The organism is Agarivorans sp. TSD2052, from assembly GCF_023238625.1.
Classification (GTDB): Bacteria; Pseudomonadota; Gammaproteobacteria; order Enterobacterales; family Celerinatantimonadaceae; genus Agarivorans.
Genome location: NZ_CP096670.1, coordinates 233239 through 249854 on the forward strand (window position 1 = coordinate 233239; position 16616 = coordinate 249854).

General features: G+C 44.5%; 13 protein-coding genes. 6 read left to right on the plus strand and 7 right to left on the minus strand.

The genetic code is table 11. The features are described 5' to 3' along the window. Nucleotides 1-69 precede the first annotated feature (69 nt). The 4 genes from glnG to glnA all read right to left on the minus strand — a co-directional run bounded on the left by glnG (nucleotide 70) and on the right by glnA (nucleotide 4664). Nucleotides 70-1479 (minus strand): nitrogen regulation protein NR(I), encoded by a 1410-nt coding sequence (gene glnG / locus M0C34_RS01150; protein WP_305883146.1) that lies wholly within the window; start codon nucleotides 1477-1479, stop codon nucleotides 70-72. 12 nt (nucleotides 1480-1491) lie between these two features. Then, nucleotides 1492-2547 (minus strand): nitrogen regulation protein NR(II), encoded by a 1056-nt coding sequence (gene glnL, locus M0C34_RS01155; protein WP_248713839.1) that lies wholly within the window; start codon nucleotides 2545-2547, stop codon nucleotides 1492-1494. Between the two features lie 76 nt (nucleotides 2548-2623). Further along, entirely contained in the window at nucleotides 2624-3154 is a 531-nt protein-coding gene (locus tag M0C34_RS01160; RefSeq protein WP_248713840.1) for a DUF4124 domain-containing protein, read from the minus strand. A 103-nt stretch (nucleotides 3155-3257) separates the two neighbouring features. Next, nucleotides 3258-4664 (minus strand): glutamate--ammonia ligase, encoded by a 1407-nt coding sequence (gene glnA, locus M0C34_RS01165; RefSeq protein ID WP_248713841.1) that lies wholly within the window; start codon nucleotides 4662-4664, stop codon nucleotides 3258-3260. 342 nt (nucleotides 4665-5006) lie between these two features. Between glnA and typA the strand changes: the two genes are divergently transcribed. Next, nucleotides 5007-6830: a translational GTPase TypA gene (typA, locus tag M0C34_RS01170; RefSeq protein WP_248713842.1), complete on the plus strand. Its 1824-nt coding sequence runs from the start codon at nucleotides 5007-5009 to the stop codon at nucleotides 6828-6830. Nucleotides 6831-6883: 53 nt separating this feature from the next. Here the strand turns inward: typA and M0C34_RS01175 are convergent, their stop codons facing one another. The 3 genes from M0C34_RS01175 to M0C34_RS01185 form a co-directional block, all read right to left on the minus strand. Continuing rightward, on the minus strand, nucleotides 6884-7741 hold the full coding sequence (locus M0C34_RS01175; protein ID WP_248713843.1) for a PEP-CTERM/exosortase system-associated acyltransferase: 858 nt from the start codon (nucleotides 7739-7741) through the stop codon (nucleotides 6884-6886). A 335-nt stretch (nucleotides 7742-8076) separates the two neighbouring features. Then, nucleotides 8077-9525 (minus strand): cardiolipin synthase, encoded by a 1449-nt coding sequence (gene cls / locus M0C34_RS01180; RefSeq protein WP_248713844.1) that lies wholly within the window; start codon nucleotides 9523-9525, stop codon nucleotides 8077-8079. A gap of 126 nt (nucleotides 9526-9651) precedes the next feature. Next, a complete protein-coding gene (locus M0C34_RS01185) occupies nucleotides 9652-11211 on the minus strand; it encodes a SulP family inorganic anion transporter (RefSeq protein ID WP_248713845.1) in 1560 nt (519 codons plus the stop codon). Nucleotides 11212-11406: 195 nt separating this feature from the next. On the opposite strand from M0C34_RS01185, the gene M0C34_RS01190 reads away from it, so the two are divergent. The 5 genes from M0C34_RS01190 (at nucleotide 11407) to M0C34_RS01210 (ending at nucleotide 16554) form a co-directional block, all read left to right on the plus strand. After that, a complete protein-coding gene (locus M0C34_RS01190) occupies nucleotides 11407-12285 on the plus strand; it encodes a virulence factor BrkB family protein (protein WP_248713846.1) in 879 nt (292 codons plus the stop codon). After that, a complete protein-coding gene (dtd, locus tag M0C34_RS01195) occupies nucleotides 12285-12722 on the plus strand; it encodes a D-aminoacyl-tRNA deacylase (RefSeq protein WP_248713847.1) in 438 nt (145 codons plus the stop codon). The genes M0C34_RS01190 and dtd overlap by 1 nt, the downstream gene beginning before the upstream one ends. 190 nt (nucleotides 12723-12912) lie before the next feature. Next, on the plus strand, nucleotides 12913-13914 hold the full coding sequence (locus tag M0C34_RS01200; protein WP_248713848.1) for a LacI family DNA-binding transcriptional regulator: 1002 nt from the start codon (nucleotides 12913-12915) through the stop codon (nucleotides 13912-13914). A 202-nt stretch (nucleotides 13915-14116) separates the two neighbouring features. Further along, a complete protein-coding gene (locus M0C34_RS01205; RefSeq protein WP_248713849.1) occupies nucleotides 14117-15460 on the plus strand; it encodes a GH1 family beta-glucosidase in 1344 nt (447 codons plus the stop codon). Between the two features lie 2 nt (nucleotides 15461-15462). Next, on the plus strand, nucleotides 15463-16554 hold the full coding sequence (locus tag M0C34_RS01210; protein WP_248713850.1) for an ABC transporter ATP-binding protein: 1092 nt from the start codon (nucleotides 15463-15465) through the stop codon (nucleotides 16552-16554). Nucleotides 16555-16616 lie beyond the last annotated feature (62 nt).

The window sequence follows — 16616 nt, forward strand, 5'->3', positions numbered from 1 at the left end:
GAGCGACTTTCAGCAAGCAAATAAAAAAGGAGAATGAATATTCTCCTTTTTTGTTACCGAGCCGCCGAGTTAAGCCTCTACGTCTAACTCTTTTAGCTTACGTGTCAGCGTGTTGCGACCCCATCCTAGTAAACGTGCAGCTTCTTGTTTATGACCGTGAGTGTGTTCCAATGCGGTTGTAAGCATGATTCGTTCAAAGTCGGGCATAGCTTCACCTAGAATATCAATTTGACCCGATACCAGTTGCTGTGACACCCAGCTTTTTAATAGCGAGCGCCAGTTCCCTTCAGCGCTGTCTTCTTGCTCGGTGGTGACGGGCTTGCTAAGTTCTGGCGGCAAGTCATTCGGCAGTACTTCCTGACCACTTGCCATCACCGTTAGCCAACGACAAACGTTTTCTAACTGCCGAACATTACCAGGCCAAGCTAATTGCATCATGAAACGCTGGGTATCTTTGTGCAGTAACTTACTTTCTACATTTAGTTCTTTGGCCGCTTGGCTTAAAAAGTGATTGGCTAGCGCTGGAATATCTTCTCGGCGTTCACACAGTGACGGAAGATGAATGCGAATTACATTTAGGCGGTGAAATAAGTCTTCACGAAAATCACCTTCGGCGACCTTTTTCTCAAGATTCTGGTGAGTCGCGGCAATGATTCTTACATCAACTTGTACTGGTGAATGCCCCCCTACTCGATAAAATTGCCCGTCAGCTAAGACCCGTAATAAGCGGGTTTGAATGTCTAAAGGCATATCGCCGATTTCGTCTAAGAATAAGGTGCCGCCGTTGGCTTGCTCGAAACGACCATGACGGATGTTATTCGCCCCAGTAAACGCCCCTTTTTCATGACCGAATAGTTCTGATTCGATCAGATCTTTGGGAATGGCCGCCATATTGAGCGCAATAAAACTGCCACTAGCGCGTGGGCTATGTTTGTGCAGTGCATGTGCCACTAATTCTTTACCGGTACCCGATTGACCATTAATTAGCACCGAAATACTCGAGCGAGACAAGCGACCAATGGCGCGGAAAACTTCCTGCATCGCAGGCGCTTCGCCAATAATTTCGGGGGCCGGTGAGCTAGGCTTATTATTACCCTTATTGCCTTTTTGTTCGCGAGACACAGCCACGGCGCGTTCGGTTAAGGCGACCGCTTCGTCAATGTCGAAGGGTTTGGGTAGGTATTCAAAAGCGCCGCGTTGGTAGGCGTTTACCGCTGAGTCTAGATCTGAATGGGCGGTCATAATAATTACCGGCATATCAGGGTGATGGGCTTGAATTTTTTCAAGTAGAGTTAAGCCATCCATGCCAGGCATACGAATGTCTGATATCACCACATCTGGCTGCTCATAATCCAATTGCTGTAGCATCATTTCACCATCGGCAAAACTTAGGCAATCATAATTTGCTGTTTTTAAGGCTTTTTCTAGCACCCACCGAATAGAACTATCGTCATCGACGACCCATACTGTTGCTGCCATGTTAATACATCCTTAACGTCTTAATGGAAGATGAATGGTGAACTCGGTATGACCCGGCCAACTGGCGCATTCTATCTTGCCTTTATGCTGATTTATTAAATTTTGAGCGATCGATAAACCTAGACCGGTACCCCCTTCGCGGCCAGTAACCATGGGGTAAAATAGCGTGTCTAATAGCTCAGTGGGAATTCCTGGTCCGTTATCTATTATTTTTATTTCTGCTGCTAACCTGAAACGTTGGCCTGCGATAGTCGCTTGATGGGCGGTACGGGTAATGATGTCTATTCTTCCCCCTTTACTGGCCAAGGCTTGTGTCGCATTTTGTACAATATTAAGGAAAGCTTGTAATAGTTGCTCGTGGTCCATTTCAAAATCGGGAATGCTGGGGTCGTAGTCCCGTTCAACCACGATACCTTTGGGTAAATCTAAGTTTACTAATTGGCGAACCTTCTCTAGCACCGAATGTACGTTATGCATTTCATGTAAGCCTGGCCGTTGTGGACCCAATAAACGATCTACTAGCTTTCTTAGACGGTCGGCTTGTTCAATAATGATACCGGTGAACTCTTTCAGCTCTGGGTTAACCAATTCTTTTTCTAATAGCTGCGCCGCGCCGCGTAAGCCCCCTAAGGGATTCTTTATCTCGTGGGCTAAGCCACGAACTAATTCTTTGGCGGCCTGCTGCTGGGCATGCTGGTAAAGTTCTTGGGATATTTTCTTCTGTTGACCGATGGCGCGCATTTCTAACATTAATAAGTAGCTGCGCTCATGTTGAATTCGAGTAGCGGATAGCTCTACAAGTACGTGATGACTATCGAATACTAAGGTGACTTCATTGTCGGTAAAGCTTTGACCCGAGCTGCATACGCTGTCTAATTTACTTAAGTCTAAAGAGCTATGTTTCACTTGAAATGCTAATGGTTCATCAATTAAACGTTTAGCGCTTTGCCCCAACAGTTGCTCTGCTGTTGCATTGACGTATTGAATCTTGAGGCCAGCATCAAGTAATACAATGGCGGTTACTTGGTTTTCTAGCACTAAACGCTCGAGCCCTGAAATCTCTAACACCACTCTCTCCTGAAAAGGTTGCACCAATACGGTGCCTCTGCACTGAGTTTACCCTTATGCAGCAGAGAGAAACAACTTATCCTCCAGCTGCAGCGCCATTTGCATTAGCACGGTGCAGAAATACGGTTATTGGATTAGATGATGCAAGTTTCTTGCCTGAACTATCAACAAGCTGCACTTGAATGGTATGTGCACCACGATCGATATTGGTGAGTTGGAAATAACCCACATTGGTGATTTGTCCTTGAGGCACGCCGTCTAGCACCAATTTGTAGCCCATTCCGTTTAGTGGCACCGGATTGGCGCTGGCACTAATGGATATTTTGCCTTCATTATCACGAATTGTTTGCTCATGACTGGGGCTGGTAATACTCACTTGGTATTTAATCGGCTTTTCCGCTTTTTTCAGCGGCGCGCGTGGTGTTACCAAGGGCCCATTTGTTGCGGGTGGAGCGACATCGACTTTTAATTCTTTGGCTCCTGTTTGAGGGCGATCAGAGAAATGAGTCACCCCATCTTTGTCTACCCATTGATATACCGTATTGGCCGCGTGAGCATTTATAAGCCCTAAACCAGCCATTAAAAAGATTGCAAACCACTTGCTCATTTTTGTTCCTCCATTCTACTTACTTAAAATGGGCAAAAACTCATTGAAAAGCAATAAAAAAACCCGCTTTAAAGCGGGTTTTATATGCCGTGTAACGTTTTGTTTATACGCTGTAGTACAATTCGAACTCAACTGGGTGAGTTGTCATGTTAATGCGTTCAACGTCAGCAGATTTCAATGCGATGTAAGAATCAATGTAATCATCGCTGAATACGCCGCCGGCCGTTAAGAATTCACGGTCAGCATCTAGGCAAGCTAGTGCATTTTCAAGTGAAGTTGCCACTTGTGGAATTGCTGCTGCTTCTTCTGCAGGTAGGTCGTACAAATCTTTATCCATAGCGTCGCCAGGATGAGTTTTGTTTTTGATCCCGTCAAGGCCAGCCATCAACATTGCAGAGAATGCTAAGTATGGGTTTGCTGTTGGGTCAGGGAAACGTACTTCGATACGACGTGCTTTAGGCGAAGGTACTACAGGAATACGAATAGACGCAGAACGGTTACGCGCTGAGTAAGCTAGCATAACGGGTGCTTCGAAGCCTGGTACTAAACGCTTGTACGAGTTAGTCGATGCGTTAGCAAAAGCGTTAATCGCTTTAGCGTGTTTGATGATACCGCCAATGTAGAACAATGCAGTTTCAGATAGGCCACCATATAGGTCACCAGCAAACAAGTTTTCGCCGTCTTTCCAAATTGATTGGTGAACGTGCATACCACTACCGTTATCACCAACAACTGGCTTAGGCATGAAGGTTGCTGTTTTTCCGTAAGCGTGAGCTACGTTGTGAACAACATACTTAAGCACTTGAGTTTCATCAGCTTTTTCAACAATAGAGTTGAAAAGCGTTGCAATTTCGTTTTGGCCAGCAGTCGCCACTTCGTGGTGATGCGCTTCAACAGTTTGACCCATTTCTTCAAGTACTAAACACATTGCTGAACGTAGATCTTGTGAAGAATCAACTGGCGCTACTGGGAAGTAACCACCTTTAACGCCTGGGCGGTGACCGGTGTTGCCATCTTCAAAGTGCTTGTCTGAGTTCCAAGATGCTTCATCAGCATCAATTTTGTACATAGAACCTGACATGTCAGTTTTGTATTTAACATCGTCAAACAAGAAGAACTCAGGCTCAGGACCAAAGTAAGCAGCGTCTGCAATACCTGTAGAACGCATGTATTCTTCAGCGCGCTTAGCAACCGAGCGTGGGTCACGGTCGTAACCTTGCATTGTTGCAGGCTCTAAAATGTCACAGCGAATGTTTAGAGTGTTTTCTTCAGTGAACGGGTCTAAAACAGCAGTAGCAGGATCAGGCATCAATACCATGTCTGATTCGTTAATGCCTTTCCAGCCAGAAATAGAAGAACCATCGAACATCTTGCCGTCGGTGAAGAAATCTTCGTCAACCTGGTGAGATGGGATAGATACGTGTTGTTCTTTACCTTTAGTATCGGTAAAGCGTAAGTCAACAAATTTAACCTCTTGCTCTTTAAGCAAAGCTAAAACTTCTGCAGACATGTTTTTAACCTCCGGTGTCATCAAAATTGATGGTTCAATCGATTTGAATTGTAATAATTGCGAATTTATCACTGCTGTGTTGCATCTAGCGAAAACTGTGCCAATGCATAAGTTGTTGAAACTTATGGTTACAATGGGCGTTAGCGTCAATATGGTGCAATCAATCGCACCTTTATGGTGCTAATCTTGTCCGTTTTGGTGCAAGTAGTTTTGGCAGTGAACATCATACCTTAAATACGCAGAGGAAAAACCGTGATCAACTTAAAACTATGAGAATTTGTCGTTTATATGTACAATAGCCCACTTTTTGATTTTACCTCATTATATAAAGGGCTAAACGCCGTGCTAGATAAGTTAAGAAACATCGCCATTATTGCTCACGTCGACCACGGGAAAACCACCCTGGTAGACAAACTATTGCAGCAATCAGGAACGTTAACCACCCGTGGCGATGCTGAAGAGCGAGTCATGGACTCTAACGATATTGAAAAAGAACGTGGTATTACTATTCTTGCAAAGAATACTGCGATCGAGTGGCACGATTACCACATCAACATCGTTGATACTCCTGGACACGCCGACTTTGGCGGTGAAGTTGAACGCGTAATGTCTATGGCAGACTCTGTGTTGCTGTTGGTTGATGCGCAAGAAGGTCCAATGCCGCAAACTCGCTTTGTAACTCAAAAAGCATTTGCGCAAGGCCTTAAGCCAATTTTGGTTATCAATAAAATCGACAAGCCTGGCGCTCGTCCTGACTGGGTTATGGATCAAGTTTTTGATTTGTTTGATAACCTTGGCGCGACCGATGACCAGCTAGACTTTAAAGTGGTCTATGCATCAGCCATCAATGGTTGGGCGACCATGGATTTAGACAATCCTTCAGACAATATGGAACCACTATTCCAAGCGATTGTTGATAACGTTGCTCCCCCTGCTGCGGATCCAAGCGGCGATTTCCAAATGCAAATTTCACAGCTTGATTACAACTCTTACGTTGGTGTTATCGGTGTAGGCCGTATTACCCGTGGTAGTGTTGTACCAAACCAACAGGTTACTGTGGTAGGTGCTGACGGTAAGAAACGTAACGGTAAAATTGGCTTAGTATTAAGTTATTTAGGTCTAGAGCGCCAAGAAACGCAAAAAGCGGAAGCCGGTAACATTATCGCTATTACTGGTTTAGGTGAATTAAAAATCTCAGACACCGTGTGTGATACTAATAACGTTGAAGCGTTAAAACCGTTAAGCGTTGACGAACCTACCGTTAACATGACTTTCCAAGTAAACAACTCTCCGTTTGCGGGTAAAGAAGGTAAGTTTGTTACCTCGCGAAATATTCTAGAGCGTTTACAGAAAGAAATGGTGCACAACGTTGCATTACGTGTTGAAGAAATGGACGATCCGGATAAATTCCGCGTATCTGGCCGTGGTGAGCTTCACCTAGGTATCCTTATCGAAAACATGCGTCGTGAAGGCTTTGAGCTTGCTGTATCTCGCCCAGAAGTAATTCTTCGCACAGTAGATGGTAAGTTAGAAGAACCCTATGAAACAGTCACCATTGATGTTGAAGAAGCGCATCAGGGTAGTGTTATGGAGCAAATGGGCCTACGTAAGGGTGACCTTACTGATATGGCACCAGATGGTAAAGGTCGTGTACGCATGGACTTCCTAATGCCAAGCCGTGGCTTAATGGGCTTCCAAACAGAATTTATGACACTGACTTCTGGTTCTGGTTTGATTTACCACACCTTCGAATGTTACGGCCCACACAAAGGCGGTACCATTGGTCAGCGTCAAAACGGCGTATTGATTTCAAATGCTACCGGTAAAGCACTGACTTACTCTTTATTTAACTTACAAGACCGCGGTCGCCTGTTTGCTAAGCACGCGGATGAAGTATACGAAGGTCAAATTGTGGGTATTCACACTCGCGAAAATGACTTAACCGTAAACTGTTTGAAAGGTAAGCAGCTAACTAACGTACGTTCTTCTGGTACTGATGAAGCACAAACACTAACGCCACCTATCGTATTAACCCTAGAGCAAGCTTTAGAGTTTATTGATGATGATGAGTTAGTTGAAGTAACGCCAGAAAGCATCCGTATTCGTAAGCGTTTGCTAACAGAAAACGAACGTAAACGTGCTGGTCGCCCACCAAAGGCACCATAAGTTAGCGTTTAAAGTTTGATGTTAAAAAAGGCAGCTTAGGCTGCCTTTTTGCTTTAAATAGCCTCGCTAAGCGCGCTGGTATCGTTTGTTTGCTCAAAACGAAAAGCTACGTTTGGTTTAAAACTGTGTTCAATTAGGGTCAACAAGGGTTGAAAAAGCACGGGCAGCTGCTGTTGGAAATGCTCTATAGTGACGTGATAAGCAGCGCGAATTCCGTGGTAATCGATGTTTGGGCTGATGCGAGTCATTTTAATACCTAGTAGGGATAAACTGCGTGCCAAGCGAGGTTCAACCATTAGGTAAGCATGTTTAATACCGCTTTGTTGAGCGACAACCGAAGCCGCGAGGTAAAGGCTCATGCTGATATAAGGAAAGGTTCTTAGTTCTTTCTCGCTAAATGGGTTAATGCCGATCCCTACCGGGTTTGCGCCACCACCATTATCAATTTTACGACGACGAAAACGGCTATCTAAGGCGACTCTAGACACCTCACAAATACTATCTGGCGAAAAATTATTGGGATGAAGTTGGGGGTGATTTATTGCTAAACCACATGCGTCTAACAGCGGTAGGGATTGCGTGCTGCTAGGGCTGATTAGTCTCAGACAACCGGCATCTAAGCCACTATTTAAGTGCTGCACATGGCAATATTGAGAATGACTATCGTATTGATCGGTTTCCATTTTTGAAGTATTGCTCGGCTCAAAATGAAATTCTTCGCAATATACCCTATGGCGCAATTGATATATGCGCTGTATTTCACGCTCGCTGGTTGCCAAGCCGGCTTGAAAATAGCGTTGGTAACGTTGAGCCAATTCTTCGCCTTGACCTTGCTGTGCTTGTTGCTTAATTTCCGGCACGATGGTGCGCAGTATTGGTGGCGCTGCGCTGCTAATGGTTTGATTGCTCACATTAAAACCTAGATTAATCCCTTAAACGACTAGGCGATGCTATCGCTTACTCACTATTTATAAGTTTGCCAATTAAAGGGGGTATTGTCTTTTTAGTCACCTTTTTTAGAGTTTTGTTTGATTAAACTGTGCGGTGGTTCTGCTTATTGGCTTTGAAAGCCTTGGTCATAAACTTAATAGATACAGCTTGAATAAGCTCATATAGAGTAAAGTAAGCAACATTATTGGGTTGACGGGCGCTGATACCTCAGCCTCGATATTGAGCGGGTAAAAATGACATTAAGTGTAAGTAAGAAAGAAGAATTGGCCAGTCGGCTATGCGCTTGATGAGTTAGTCATAACAAAGGGCTAAATATATGAATGATGTTTTCCATTAGGCGTCGGTAGATAGGCCGTTTGCGCCACGCTATAGCATCTATTTTGGTGCTTTGTTGTAGGTAGCGTTGAATAATACGGTATAAATCTTCGGCGTAATCTTTATCGTCAATGATTGAGGTTACTTCAAAGTTGAGCCACAGGCTGCGCATGTCTAAGTTAACGGTGCCCACTAATGCCACCCGCTGATCAATGAGTAAACTTTTGGTATGTAGTAAACCACCATTAAATCTGTAGATCTTTACTCCAGCATCGAGCAGTTGCTGATAAAAAGAGTGACTCGCGTAGCGAACTAAAAACGAGTCATTTCTGGCGGGTAAGATAAGGTTCACTTCTATCCCTCGATTAGCGGCTGTCACCAGTGCCATTTGTAAGCTTTCGTCTGGCACAAAATAGGGGCTAGTAAGAATGATTTGCTGTTGCGCGACATAGAGCGATGTGATTAAAAGCTCAATCACATGGTCACCAAAAATGCCTGGCCCCGACGGCATGATTTGCATCGTCTGTTGGCCAATATTGGGTATGTTTTTTTTAAAATCTAACTGTTCAATTAGGGGGAGGCCATTTTCCATCTCTATGTCGTAAGCCACGACCGCTTGAAGGTTTATTGCCGCTGGGCCTTCGACTCTCAGCATTAGGTCAACCCATTGGCCAACTCCACTTTGTTGATTAAAAAATCTTGGGTCAACCAAATTCATTGAGCCGGTATAAGCCACACTTTGATCAAAGGCCGCTATTTTACGGTGTAATCGCAGGTCGATACGCTGAAATAGCATCCGCACAGGATTGGCGTGTAAAGCTTCTATGATCTGTACCCCCGCCTCCTCAAGCTGTTGACGCATAGTGGATTTCAAAAATTGTCTAGAGCCTACTGAATCAGCGAGTAAGTAAACACTTACGCCGCGTTGTGCAGCTTGTGCTAATGCTTCTAGTAGAGGGTTGACTAAACCTCCTAGATGTACAATGTAAAACTCCATATAAATGGTTGAGGTAGCTGCTTCTATATCTTGGCTTATTGCACTGAGTGCAGCTAAGGAGTTGTCAAAATTTCTAAGTTGATTGCCCCCCAAAATAGGTAGGCCTAATAAGCGATGAGTCAAATTGTTTAGGGGTTTTGCTTGGCGTGAACAGGCTTCTTTGACAACATGAGGTGAGCGGTTAAATTGGCCGATGCTTTGCTTATACTTTATTTCCATTAAGCGGGCGCGTTTCACCCTAAATCGTCCGAGGTAGCGTTCGCCGAATAGCTGATAACAAATAATACCGAATAGAGGAAGAGTGAAAATCAACAGTAGCCAGGTGAGTGTAACACCCACTGGGCGGCGCCTAAGTACCACTTGTAATGCCACCGCAAAGATAAGCAATACGTATAAAATAAAACCGACATTCACGAACAATAGGTCTATCACCTTCGCTCACCATCAGTGCAAAATTAAAGCTTAACCTAACATGCCAGCTTATGCTTACAAAAAAGCCGCTATCCTAAAGTGATTAGGATAGCGGCTATCGATAACAAGTTGGTGAGTTAATTGCCCTTAGTTATCTAAGGTGTCTGTAGCAACCTTGTAGTTGGGATCTTCGATTAAGTTGACTTCCACTACACTGCCAGCCTTACTGAGAAGCTTACGACACTCTGAGCTCAGGTGCTTAAGGTGTAGCGTTTTACCTGCTTTTTCATAACGCTCTGCGAGGGTATCAATGGCCTCAATAGCAGAGTGATCACTGACTCTTGATTTAGCGAAGTCTATCACTACGTCTTTTGGGTCGTTAGCTGGGTTAAATAAGTCTAAGAAGTTGGCTGCTGAACCAAAAAATAATGGCCCATCAAGCTCATACACTTTGTGGTCTTCATCGACACTCGTTGTAGTGACATAAATGTGTTTTGCATGCTGCCAAGCAAATACTAAGGCTGAGACAATCACACCGATAACTACCGCTACCGCGAGGTCAGTAAATACTGTGACAACCGATACCAATACAATCACAAAGAAGTCGGCTTTAGGCACCTTGTTAATCATCCGTAGACTGGCCCATTCGAAGGTACCTAACACCACCATAAACATCACACCGACTAAGGCAGCTAATGGGATCATTTCAATCAAGGAAGAACCAAATAAAATGAAACCTAATAGTGCCAAAGCAGCGGTAATGCCTGAGAGACGTCCACGCCCACCAGAGCGAATGTTGATCATACTTTGACCAATCATGGCACAGCCACCCATACCACCAAAAAATCCGGTCGTTACGTTGGCAACACCTTGGCCTATACATTCTTTGTTGCCGTGGCCGCGCGTGCCGGTCATTTCATCCACTACCGTCAAGGTTAGTAGCGATTCAATTAAGCCAATCGCCGCTAGTACTAGCGCATAAGGGAAGATAATTTGCAGTGTCTCAAGGTTGAATGGAACGCTAGGAATAGAGAACGCTGGTAAGCCACCAGCAATAGTGGCATTTACATCACCGGTCATACTGCGTACAAAATCAACCACGGTACGGGTGTCTAAACCGAGCAGATGCACCGCTAAGGTGACTCCTACAATCGCTACCAATGAAGCCGGTACAGCATTGGTGAGCTTAGGAAGAAAGTGAATCGTTCCCATGGTTGCCGCGACTAGACCTAACATGATCCATAACTGGCTACCTTGCATCCACTCCATTTCGCCAAAGGCATTTGGTATTTGAAATTGACTGAGCTGGGCTAAGAAAATAACGATGGCTAAGCCATTTACAAAACCCAGCATTACCGGGTGTGGCACCATTCGAATAAACTTACCAAGGTGGAATACCCCGGCCAATACTTGCAGGATACCCATCAACACTACCGTGGCAAACAGGTACTCAACACCATGGTCTGCCACAAGCGCTACCATCACTACCGCTAGGGCACCGGTTGCGCCAGAAATCATACCTGGGCGGCCGCCTATGACAGCAGTAATGAGTCCAACCATGAAGGCTGCATATAAGCCCACCAATGGTTCTACGCCTGCCACAAAAGCGAAAGCAACGGCCTCTGGAACTAGGGCTAGTGCTACAGTTAAACCAGAGAGCAGGTCATTTTTAACCGTGGCTCCGCGAAATTTTGGAAATTCAAACATGGTTCTATGAATCCATTAAAGAACGAAAAGAAATGGGGCGGGAGTCTACCACTTAATGTGATTCAGTTCAAAAAAACGTCAGCTTTTGTTCAGTTTAATTTAGCGATAAATACTGATTAATTGTTGTAATGCGGTAGCTGAATAATTACCGTAGTTAGCTGTTAAGTGATTATTTATTAGGGAGTAATAAAAATCATGAATGCCTTACTACAAATCAGTAAATGGCAGTCGGGTTTAGCATTGGCTAAATCTTTTAGTTATTTTCTCTTTTCAAGAATGAAGCAAGATAAACTCACCATGATTGCTGGGTCGCTTGCTTATGTCAGTTTATTGTCACTGGTACCTTTAGTGGCGGTCACTTTTTCTATTATTAGTGCGTTTCCAGTGTTTTCTGGTTTTCAAACATTGATCGAAGATTTTGTCTTTAACAACTTTGTGCCAGCATCAGGAGAAGTGGTTAAACAAAGCTTACGCGGGTTTGTGGAAAATGCATCGCGGATGACTGCCGTGGGGATTGGTGCCTTAGCGGTGGTGGCTCTGATGCTAATATCGGCAATCGATAAAAGCATAAACATGATTTGGCGGGTCAAGATCTCTCGACGCTGGCACGGTGCGTTTCCCATTTATTGGATGATTTTAACGCTTGGGCCTTTATTGATGGGAGGGAGTTTAGCGCTCAGCTCCTATATATTCTCAATCCAAGTGTTTTCCGATGAAACCTTGCTGGGTATTTGGAATCAATTACTGCGCGTTGTTCCGCTGATGTTCTCTATTGGCGCATTTTGTATTCTTTACTTACTGGTGCCTAACAAATCAATTCGATTCTTACATGGCTTAGCGGGGGCGGTGGTCGCTGCCTTATTATTTGAGCTGTGTAAGCGAGGGTTTGCTTTTTATGTCTCCTCTTTTCCTTCTTACCAAGTCATTTATGGGGCATTAGCCAGTATTCCAATTTTGTTTGTGTGGGTTTATTTGAGTTGGATAGTGGTATTGATTGGGGCTGAGATTACCGCCGCTTTAGGCGAGTTTGAGTCAGAGCATCCCCCCTTAACCACAGAGTTCGAGGAGAAATAATGATTGCTTTAATACAACGGGTAAAACAAGCAAGTGTTAGCATCGGCGGTGAAACCACCGCGAACATTGAATCAGGTTTGTTAGTCTTGCTAGGTGTTGAACAAGCGGATGATTACCAAAAAGCCATTAAGTTGTGTGAAAAGGTCATCAAGTATCGAGTGTTTAGCGATGAACAAGGTAAAACCAACCTCAATGTGCAGCAGGCAGGTGGAAGCTTATTAGTGGTTTCACAATTTACTTTGGTGGCTGAAACCGACAAGGGATTACGGCCTGGCTTTTCTAAAGCGGCCACGCCAGAGCAAGCAGAGCATTTGTATCAGTTTTATGTTGATGCCTGTAAAGAACGAGGCCTAGAAACTCAGACGGGGTCGTTTGGCGCTGACATGCAAGTTTCACTGGTGAATGATGGGCCAATGACTTTTTGGTTAAAGGTTTAAGTTTCATTGATTAAAGTAAACTTTGCGGCGCCTCACAGAACCCGTTTGGACGTATCAATGGTAATTGACAGTAATGACTTTTATCAGTCATATTGTCAGAAAGCGCTTTCACGAAACCCTGTGGTTCACTTATAAATTCCCTATTTTGTGATTGTGCGAGCGCTTACATAATTAAAAGGCTGAATGAAAAATGGCGACAATCAAGGAAGTCTCTGATTTAGCTGGGGTCTCTCAGGCCACGGTTTCCAGAGTGATGAATGGCAACAACAAAGTATCGACTGAGAATCGAGACCGTGTCGTTGCCGCCATGGATAAACTGGGTTACCAGCCTAATTCATTTGCTCAAGCTTTGGCGACTAATCGTTCATACAGTATTGGTATCGTAGTGGGTACCTTGTCGGGTCCGTTTTATGGGCCGATGATGGAAAGTATTGAATCGGTATTACGCAACGAAGGCCAACACTTAATTGCGACCAGCGGGCATGATGATATCGATCAAGAGCGAGACGCAGTGCGTTTCCTTAAGTCTCGTCGGGTTGATGCTATCTTGCTAGTGGTTCAGGCAATGAGCGATGATGAGCTGATCGAGTTGTGTCAGCGCGACCAAAATATATTTGTACTTAACCGTTATGTGCCTGAACTAGCAAATCGCTGTATTTATCTGAATAACGAACTGGGTGGCTATTTGGCTACCAAACATTTAATTGATTTAGGCCACACCAAAATCGCATCGATTACCGGCCCCTTAGTGCATTTGGATGCACGTGAACGTTTACAAGGTTATCGTAACGCGCTTAGCGAAGCGGGTATTGAATATGATCCGCAATTAATCGTTGAAGGTTTGTATCAAGAAGATGGTGGCAATAAAGCCGCCGCGAAATTGTTTCAACGTGGTGTAGATTTTACTGGCGTGGTTTGCGGTAACGACAATATCGCGATTGGGGTTTACGATGTGTTGTCTTTGGACGATGAGTCACCCGCAGAGCGTATCTCGGTGGTGGGTTACGATGATATGTTTTACTCGCGTTACCTTAGGCCCAAAATGACTACGATTCGTTTTCCTATTGAACAAATGGGGACTATTGCTGCCAATATGGTGTTGCAAAACTTGTCTAATATCGACCTAGTGAAAGGGGTTCAGCTAGAACCTGTTCTCGTTGTTCGTGAATCTACCGCTCCTCCCAAGAGTTAATCTAAATCACCGTGAGGAATTAAATATGCATCGACAATCTGCCTAATCATTTAATTCCTTGCCTTGTTTTAGTCCTGCGCTTAGCCAAGAGCCTAAGACTAAAATTAGTCAGTAGTACTAGCCTTGCTAGTCACCGTATCTTTTCATGTTCCAGCGATAACTCGCCTCTTTGAGCTGTGGTTATCTTGTTTACGAGGTTTTTATGTCTTTTGATTTTCCCGAGTCTTCACCTTTTCGTCGTTCAGACTTTGTCTTTGGCGTTGCCACCGCCGCTTTCCAGATCGAAGGAGCAAACCAAGAGGATCAACGTTGTGAATCCATTTGGGACCGTTTCTGCGCCACTCCAGGTAAAGTGGTTAATGGTGATGACGGCAGCATAGCGTGTGACCATTATCATCGTTGGGAACAAGACTTAGAGATGATCGCAGAACTTGGCGTAGATGCTTATCGTTTGTCGATAGCATGGCCACGTATTATGCCAGTAGAAGGGCAAGTAAACAGTACTGGTATCGCGTTCTATCAGCGCCTAATTACTAAGCTAAATGAGCTGGGCATCAAACCGTTTGTTACGCTTTACCATTGGGATCTTCCACAGTATTTAGAAGACCGAGGTGGCTGGTTAAACCGTGAAACCGCATACAAATTCGCAGAGTTTGCCGACATAATGACTAAAGCTTTAGGTGATCAGGTTACCAGTTATGCCACCTTTAATGAGCCGCTATGTAGCGCCTTTTTAGGTTACCGTTTTGGGGATCACGCTCCAGGTTTGAAGGATGACAAATTTGGTTTTCAGGCTGCCCACCATTTGTTACTTGCTCACGGCTTAGCGTTACCAAAAATGCGCGCTAATGCGCCTAAGGCAGACCATGGCATCGTGCTTAATTTTGCTCCTGCCTATCCTTTAGATCCAAATAACCAGGCCGACATTGATGCAGCTGATTTTGATGAGCAGCAAGGTATACACTGGTTTTTGCAACCATTAATGGAAGCGACATACCCAGAAGCCATTCGTCAGCAGCAACCGTTATGGTGGCCAACCATTTTACCTGGTGATTTGGAACTGATTGCGGCACCCATCGACTTTCTTGGTATCAACTATTACACCCGCCATGTGATTAAAGCCGGAGAGCACGGCCCTGAGCATGTGCGCTTAGAGGGTGTTGAACGGACTGATATGGGCTGGGAAGTGTGTCCAGAAGCATTTAGCCATTTATTGATTAAACTGCATCAACGTTATGATTTACCACCCATTTTTATCACTGAAAATGGCATGGCTAGTGCCGACAGCCTGCAAGATGGCGAAGTGGTTGATCAGCAACGTTGTGACTATTACCAGCGCCACTTAGATGCTGTAGCGGTGGCTATTGAGCAAGGCGTTGATTTACGCGGTTACTTTGCTTGGAGCTTAATGGACAACTTTGAATGGGCCTACGGCTACGATAAACGATTTGGCTTAGTCTATGTTGACTATGCTTCACAGCAGCGAGTATTTAAACAAAGTGCTAAGTACTTTCAACAATTTTTAAAACAACGTAAAGGGATATAAGCATGGCTTCACTATCATTCAAAGATCTACGTAAGAGCTACGGGAAAGTTGAAATCGTAAAAGGTTTCAACTTAGATATGGGTGATGGTGAATTTGTGGTATTGCTCGGCGCCTCGGGTTGTGGCAAATCTACCATTCTGCGAATGGTGGCGGGCTTAGAGACGATCACCTCGGGAGACATCTCCATGGGGGAAAAGTGTCTTAATACGGTTGACCCTAAAGATCGTGATTTAGCGATGGTGTTCCAAAGCTACGCTTTATACCCCCATATGACGGTGTACGAAAATATTGCCTTTGGTCTTAAAATGCAGGGTAAAAATAAGCTTGAGATAAAAAAATCGGTCGACTGGGCGGCAGAAATGCTGCAATTAACCGATTATTTAGATCGACGACCTAAGCAGTTATCGGGTGGTCAACGTCAACGGGTAGCGATGGGGCGAGCCATGGTGCGCACACCTAAACTATTTCTATTTGATGAACCCTTGTCTAACCTTGATGCTAAGCTTCGCGGAAAAATGCGTGCTGAGATAAAAGACATGCACCATAAGTTAGGTGTCACTACTTTATACGTAACGCATGACCAAGTAGAAGCCATGACCTTAGCTGACCGTATTGTGGTGATGAATAAAGGTATTACCGCCCAAATTGGTACGCCCTACGAGGTGTTTACTCAACCGGCGAATAAGTTTGTGGCCAGTTTTATTGGTTCACCTACGATGAATATGATCCCCGCTACGGTTAACCAAGAGCAAGAGGGCTGGACTTTATCGTTGAGCGATCAAAAAATTGATTTACCTGCGAAGTTTTTAGGCAAGGTGACTAATGGTCAAGCGGTCACTCTTGGGGTACGCCCTAACGATATACACTTACATCAGCACCAACTGGAAGCTGGGCATGGTATTGAAGCTAAGTGTAAGCTGATTGATCATGAGCTGCTCGGAGCAACGATGCTGATTAAGGCGGAGCTGGGCGGTGAACAAATAATCATAGAAACTCCAGCAGAGCATGGTTCGCTAGAGGGGGCTATCAATGTGTATTTGGATAGTCAGTTCTTACATATGTTCGATATAGAGAGCCAGCTTTCTCTCGCATAATACAAGATTGGTGAAATTATAACGCCATTAAAAAAGCCAGCGTCACTGACGCTGGCTTTTTT

Excerpts from the sequence above, each read along its gene's own strand:
- glnG (WP_305883146.1), bottom strand. The coding sequence starts at position 1,479 with ATGGCAGCAACAGTATGGGTCGTCGATGACGATAGTTCTATTCGGTGG.
- M0C34_RS01185 (WP_248713845.1), bottom strand. The coding sequence starts at position 11,211 with ATGTTTGAATTTCCAAAATTTCGCGGAGCCACGGTTAAAAATGACCTG.
- M0C34_RS01200 (WP_248713848.1), top strand. The coding sequence starts at position 12,913 with ATGGCGACAATCAAGGAAGTCTCTGATTTAGCTGGGGTCTCTCAGGCC.
- M0C34_RS01210 (WP_248713850.1), top strand. The coding sequence starts at position 15,463 with ATGGCTTCACTATCATTCAAAGATCTACGTAAGAGCTACGGGAAAGTT.
- M0C34_RS01205 (WP_248713849.1), top strand. The coding sequence starts at position 14,117 with ATGTCTTTTGATTTTCCCGAGTCTTCACCTTTTCGTCGTTCAGACTTT.
- glnA (WP_248713841.1), bottom strand. The coding sequence starts at position 4,664 with ATGTCTGCAGAAGTTTTAGCTTTGCTTAAAGAGCAAGAGGTTAAATTT.
- M0C34_RS01190 (WP_248713846.1), top strand. The coding sequence starts at position 11,407 with ATGAATGCCTTACTACAAATCAGTAAATGGCAGTCGGGTTTAGCATTG.
- M0C34_RS01160 (WP_248713840.1), bottom strand. The coding sequence starts at position 3,154 with ATGAGCAAGTGGTTTGCAATCTTTTTAATGGCTGGTTTAGGGCTTATA.
- dtd (WP_248713847.1), top strand. The coding sequence starts at position 12,285 with ATGATTGCTTTAATACAACGGGTAAAACAAGCAAGTGTTAGCATCGGC.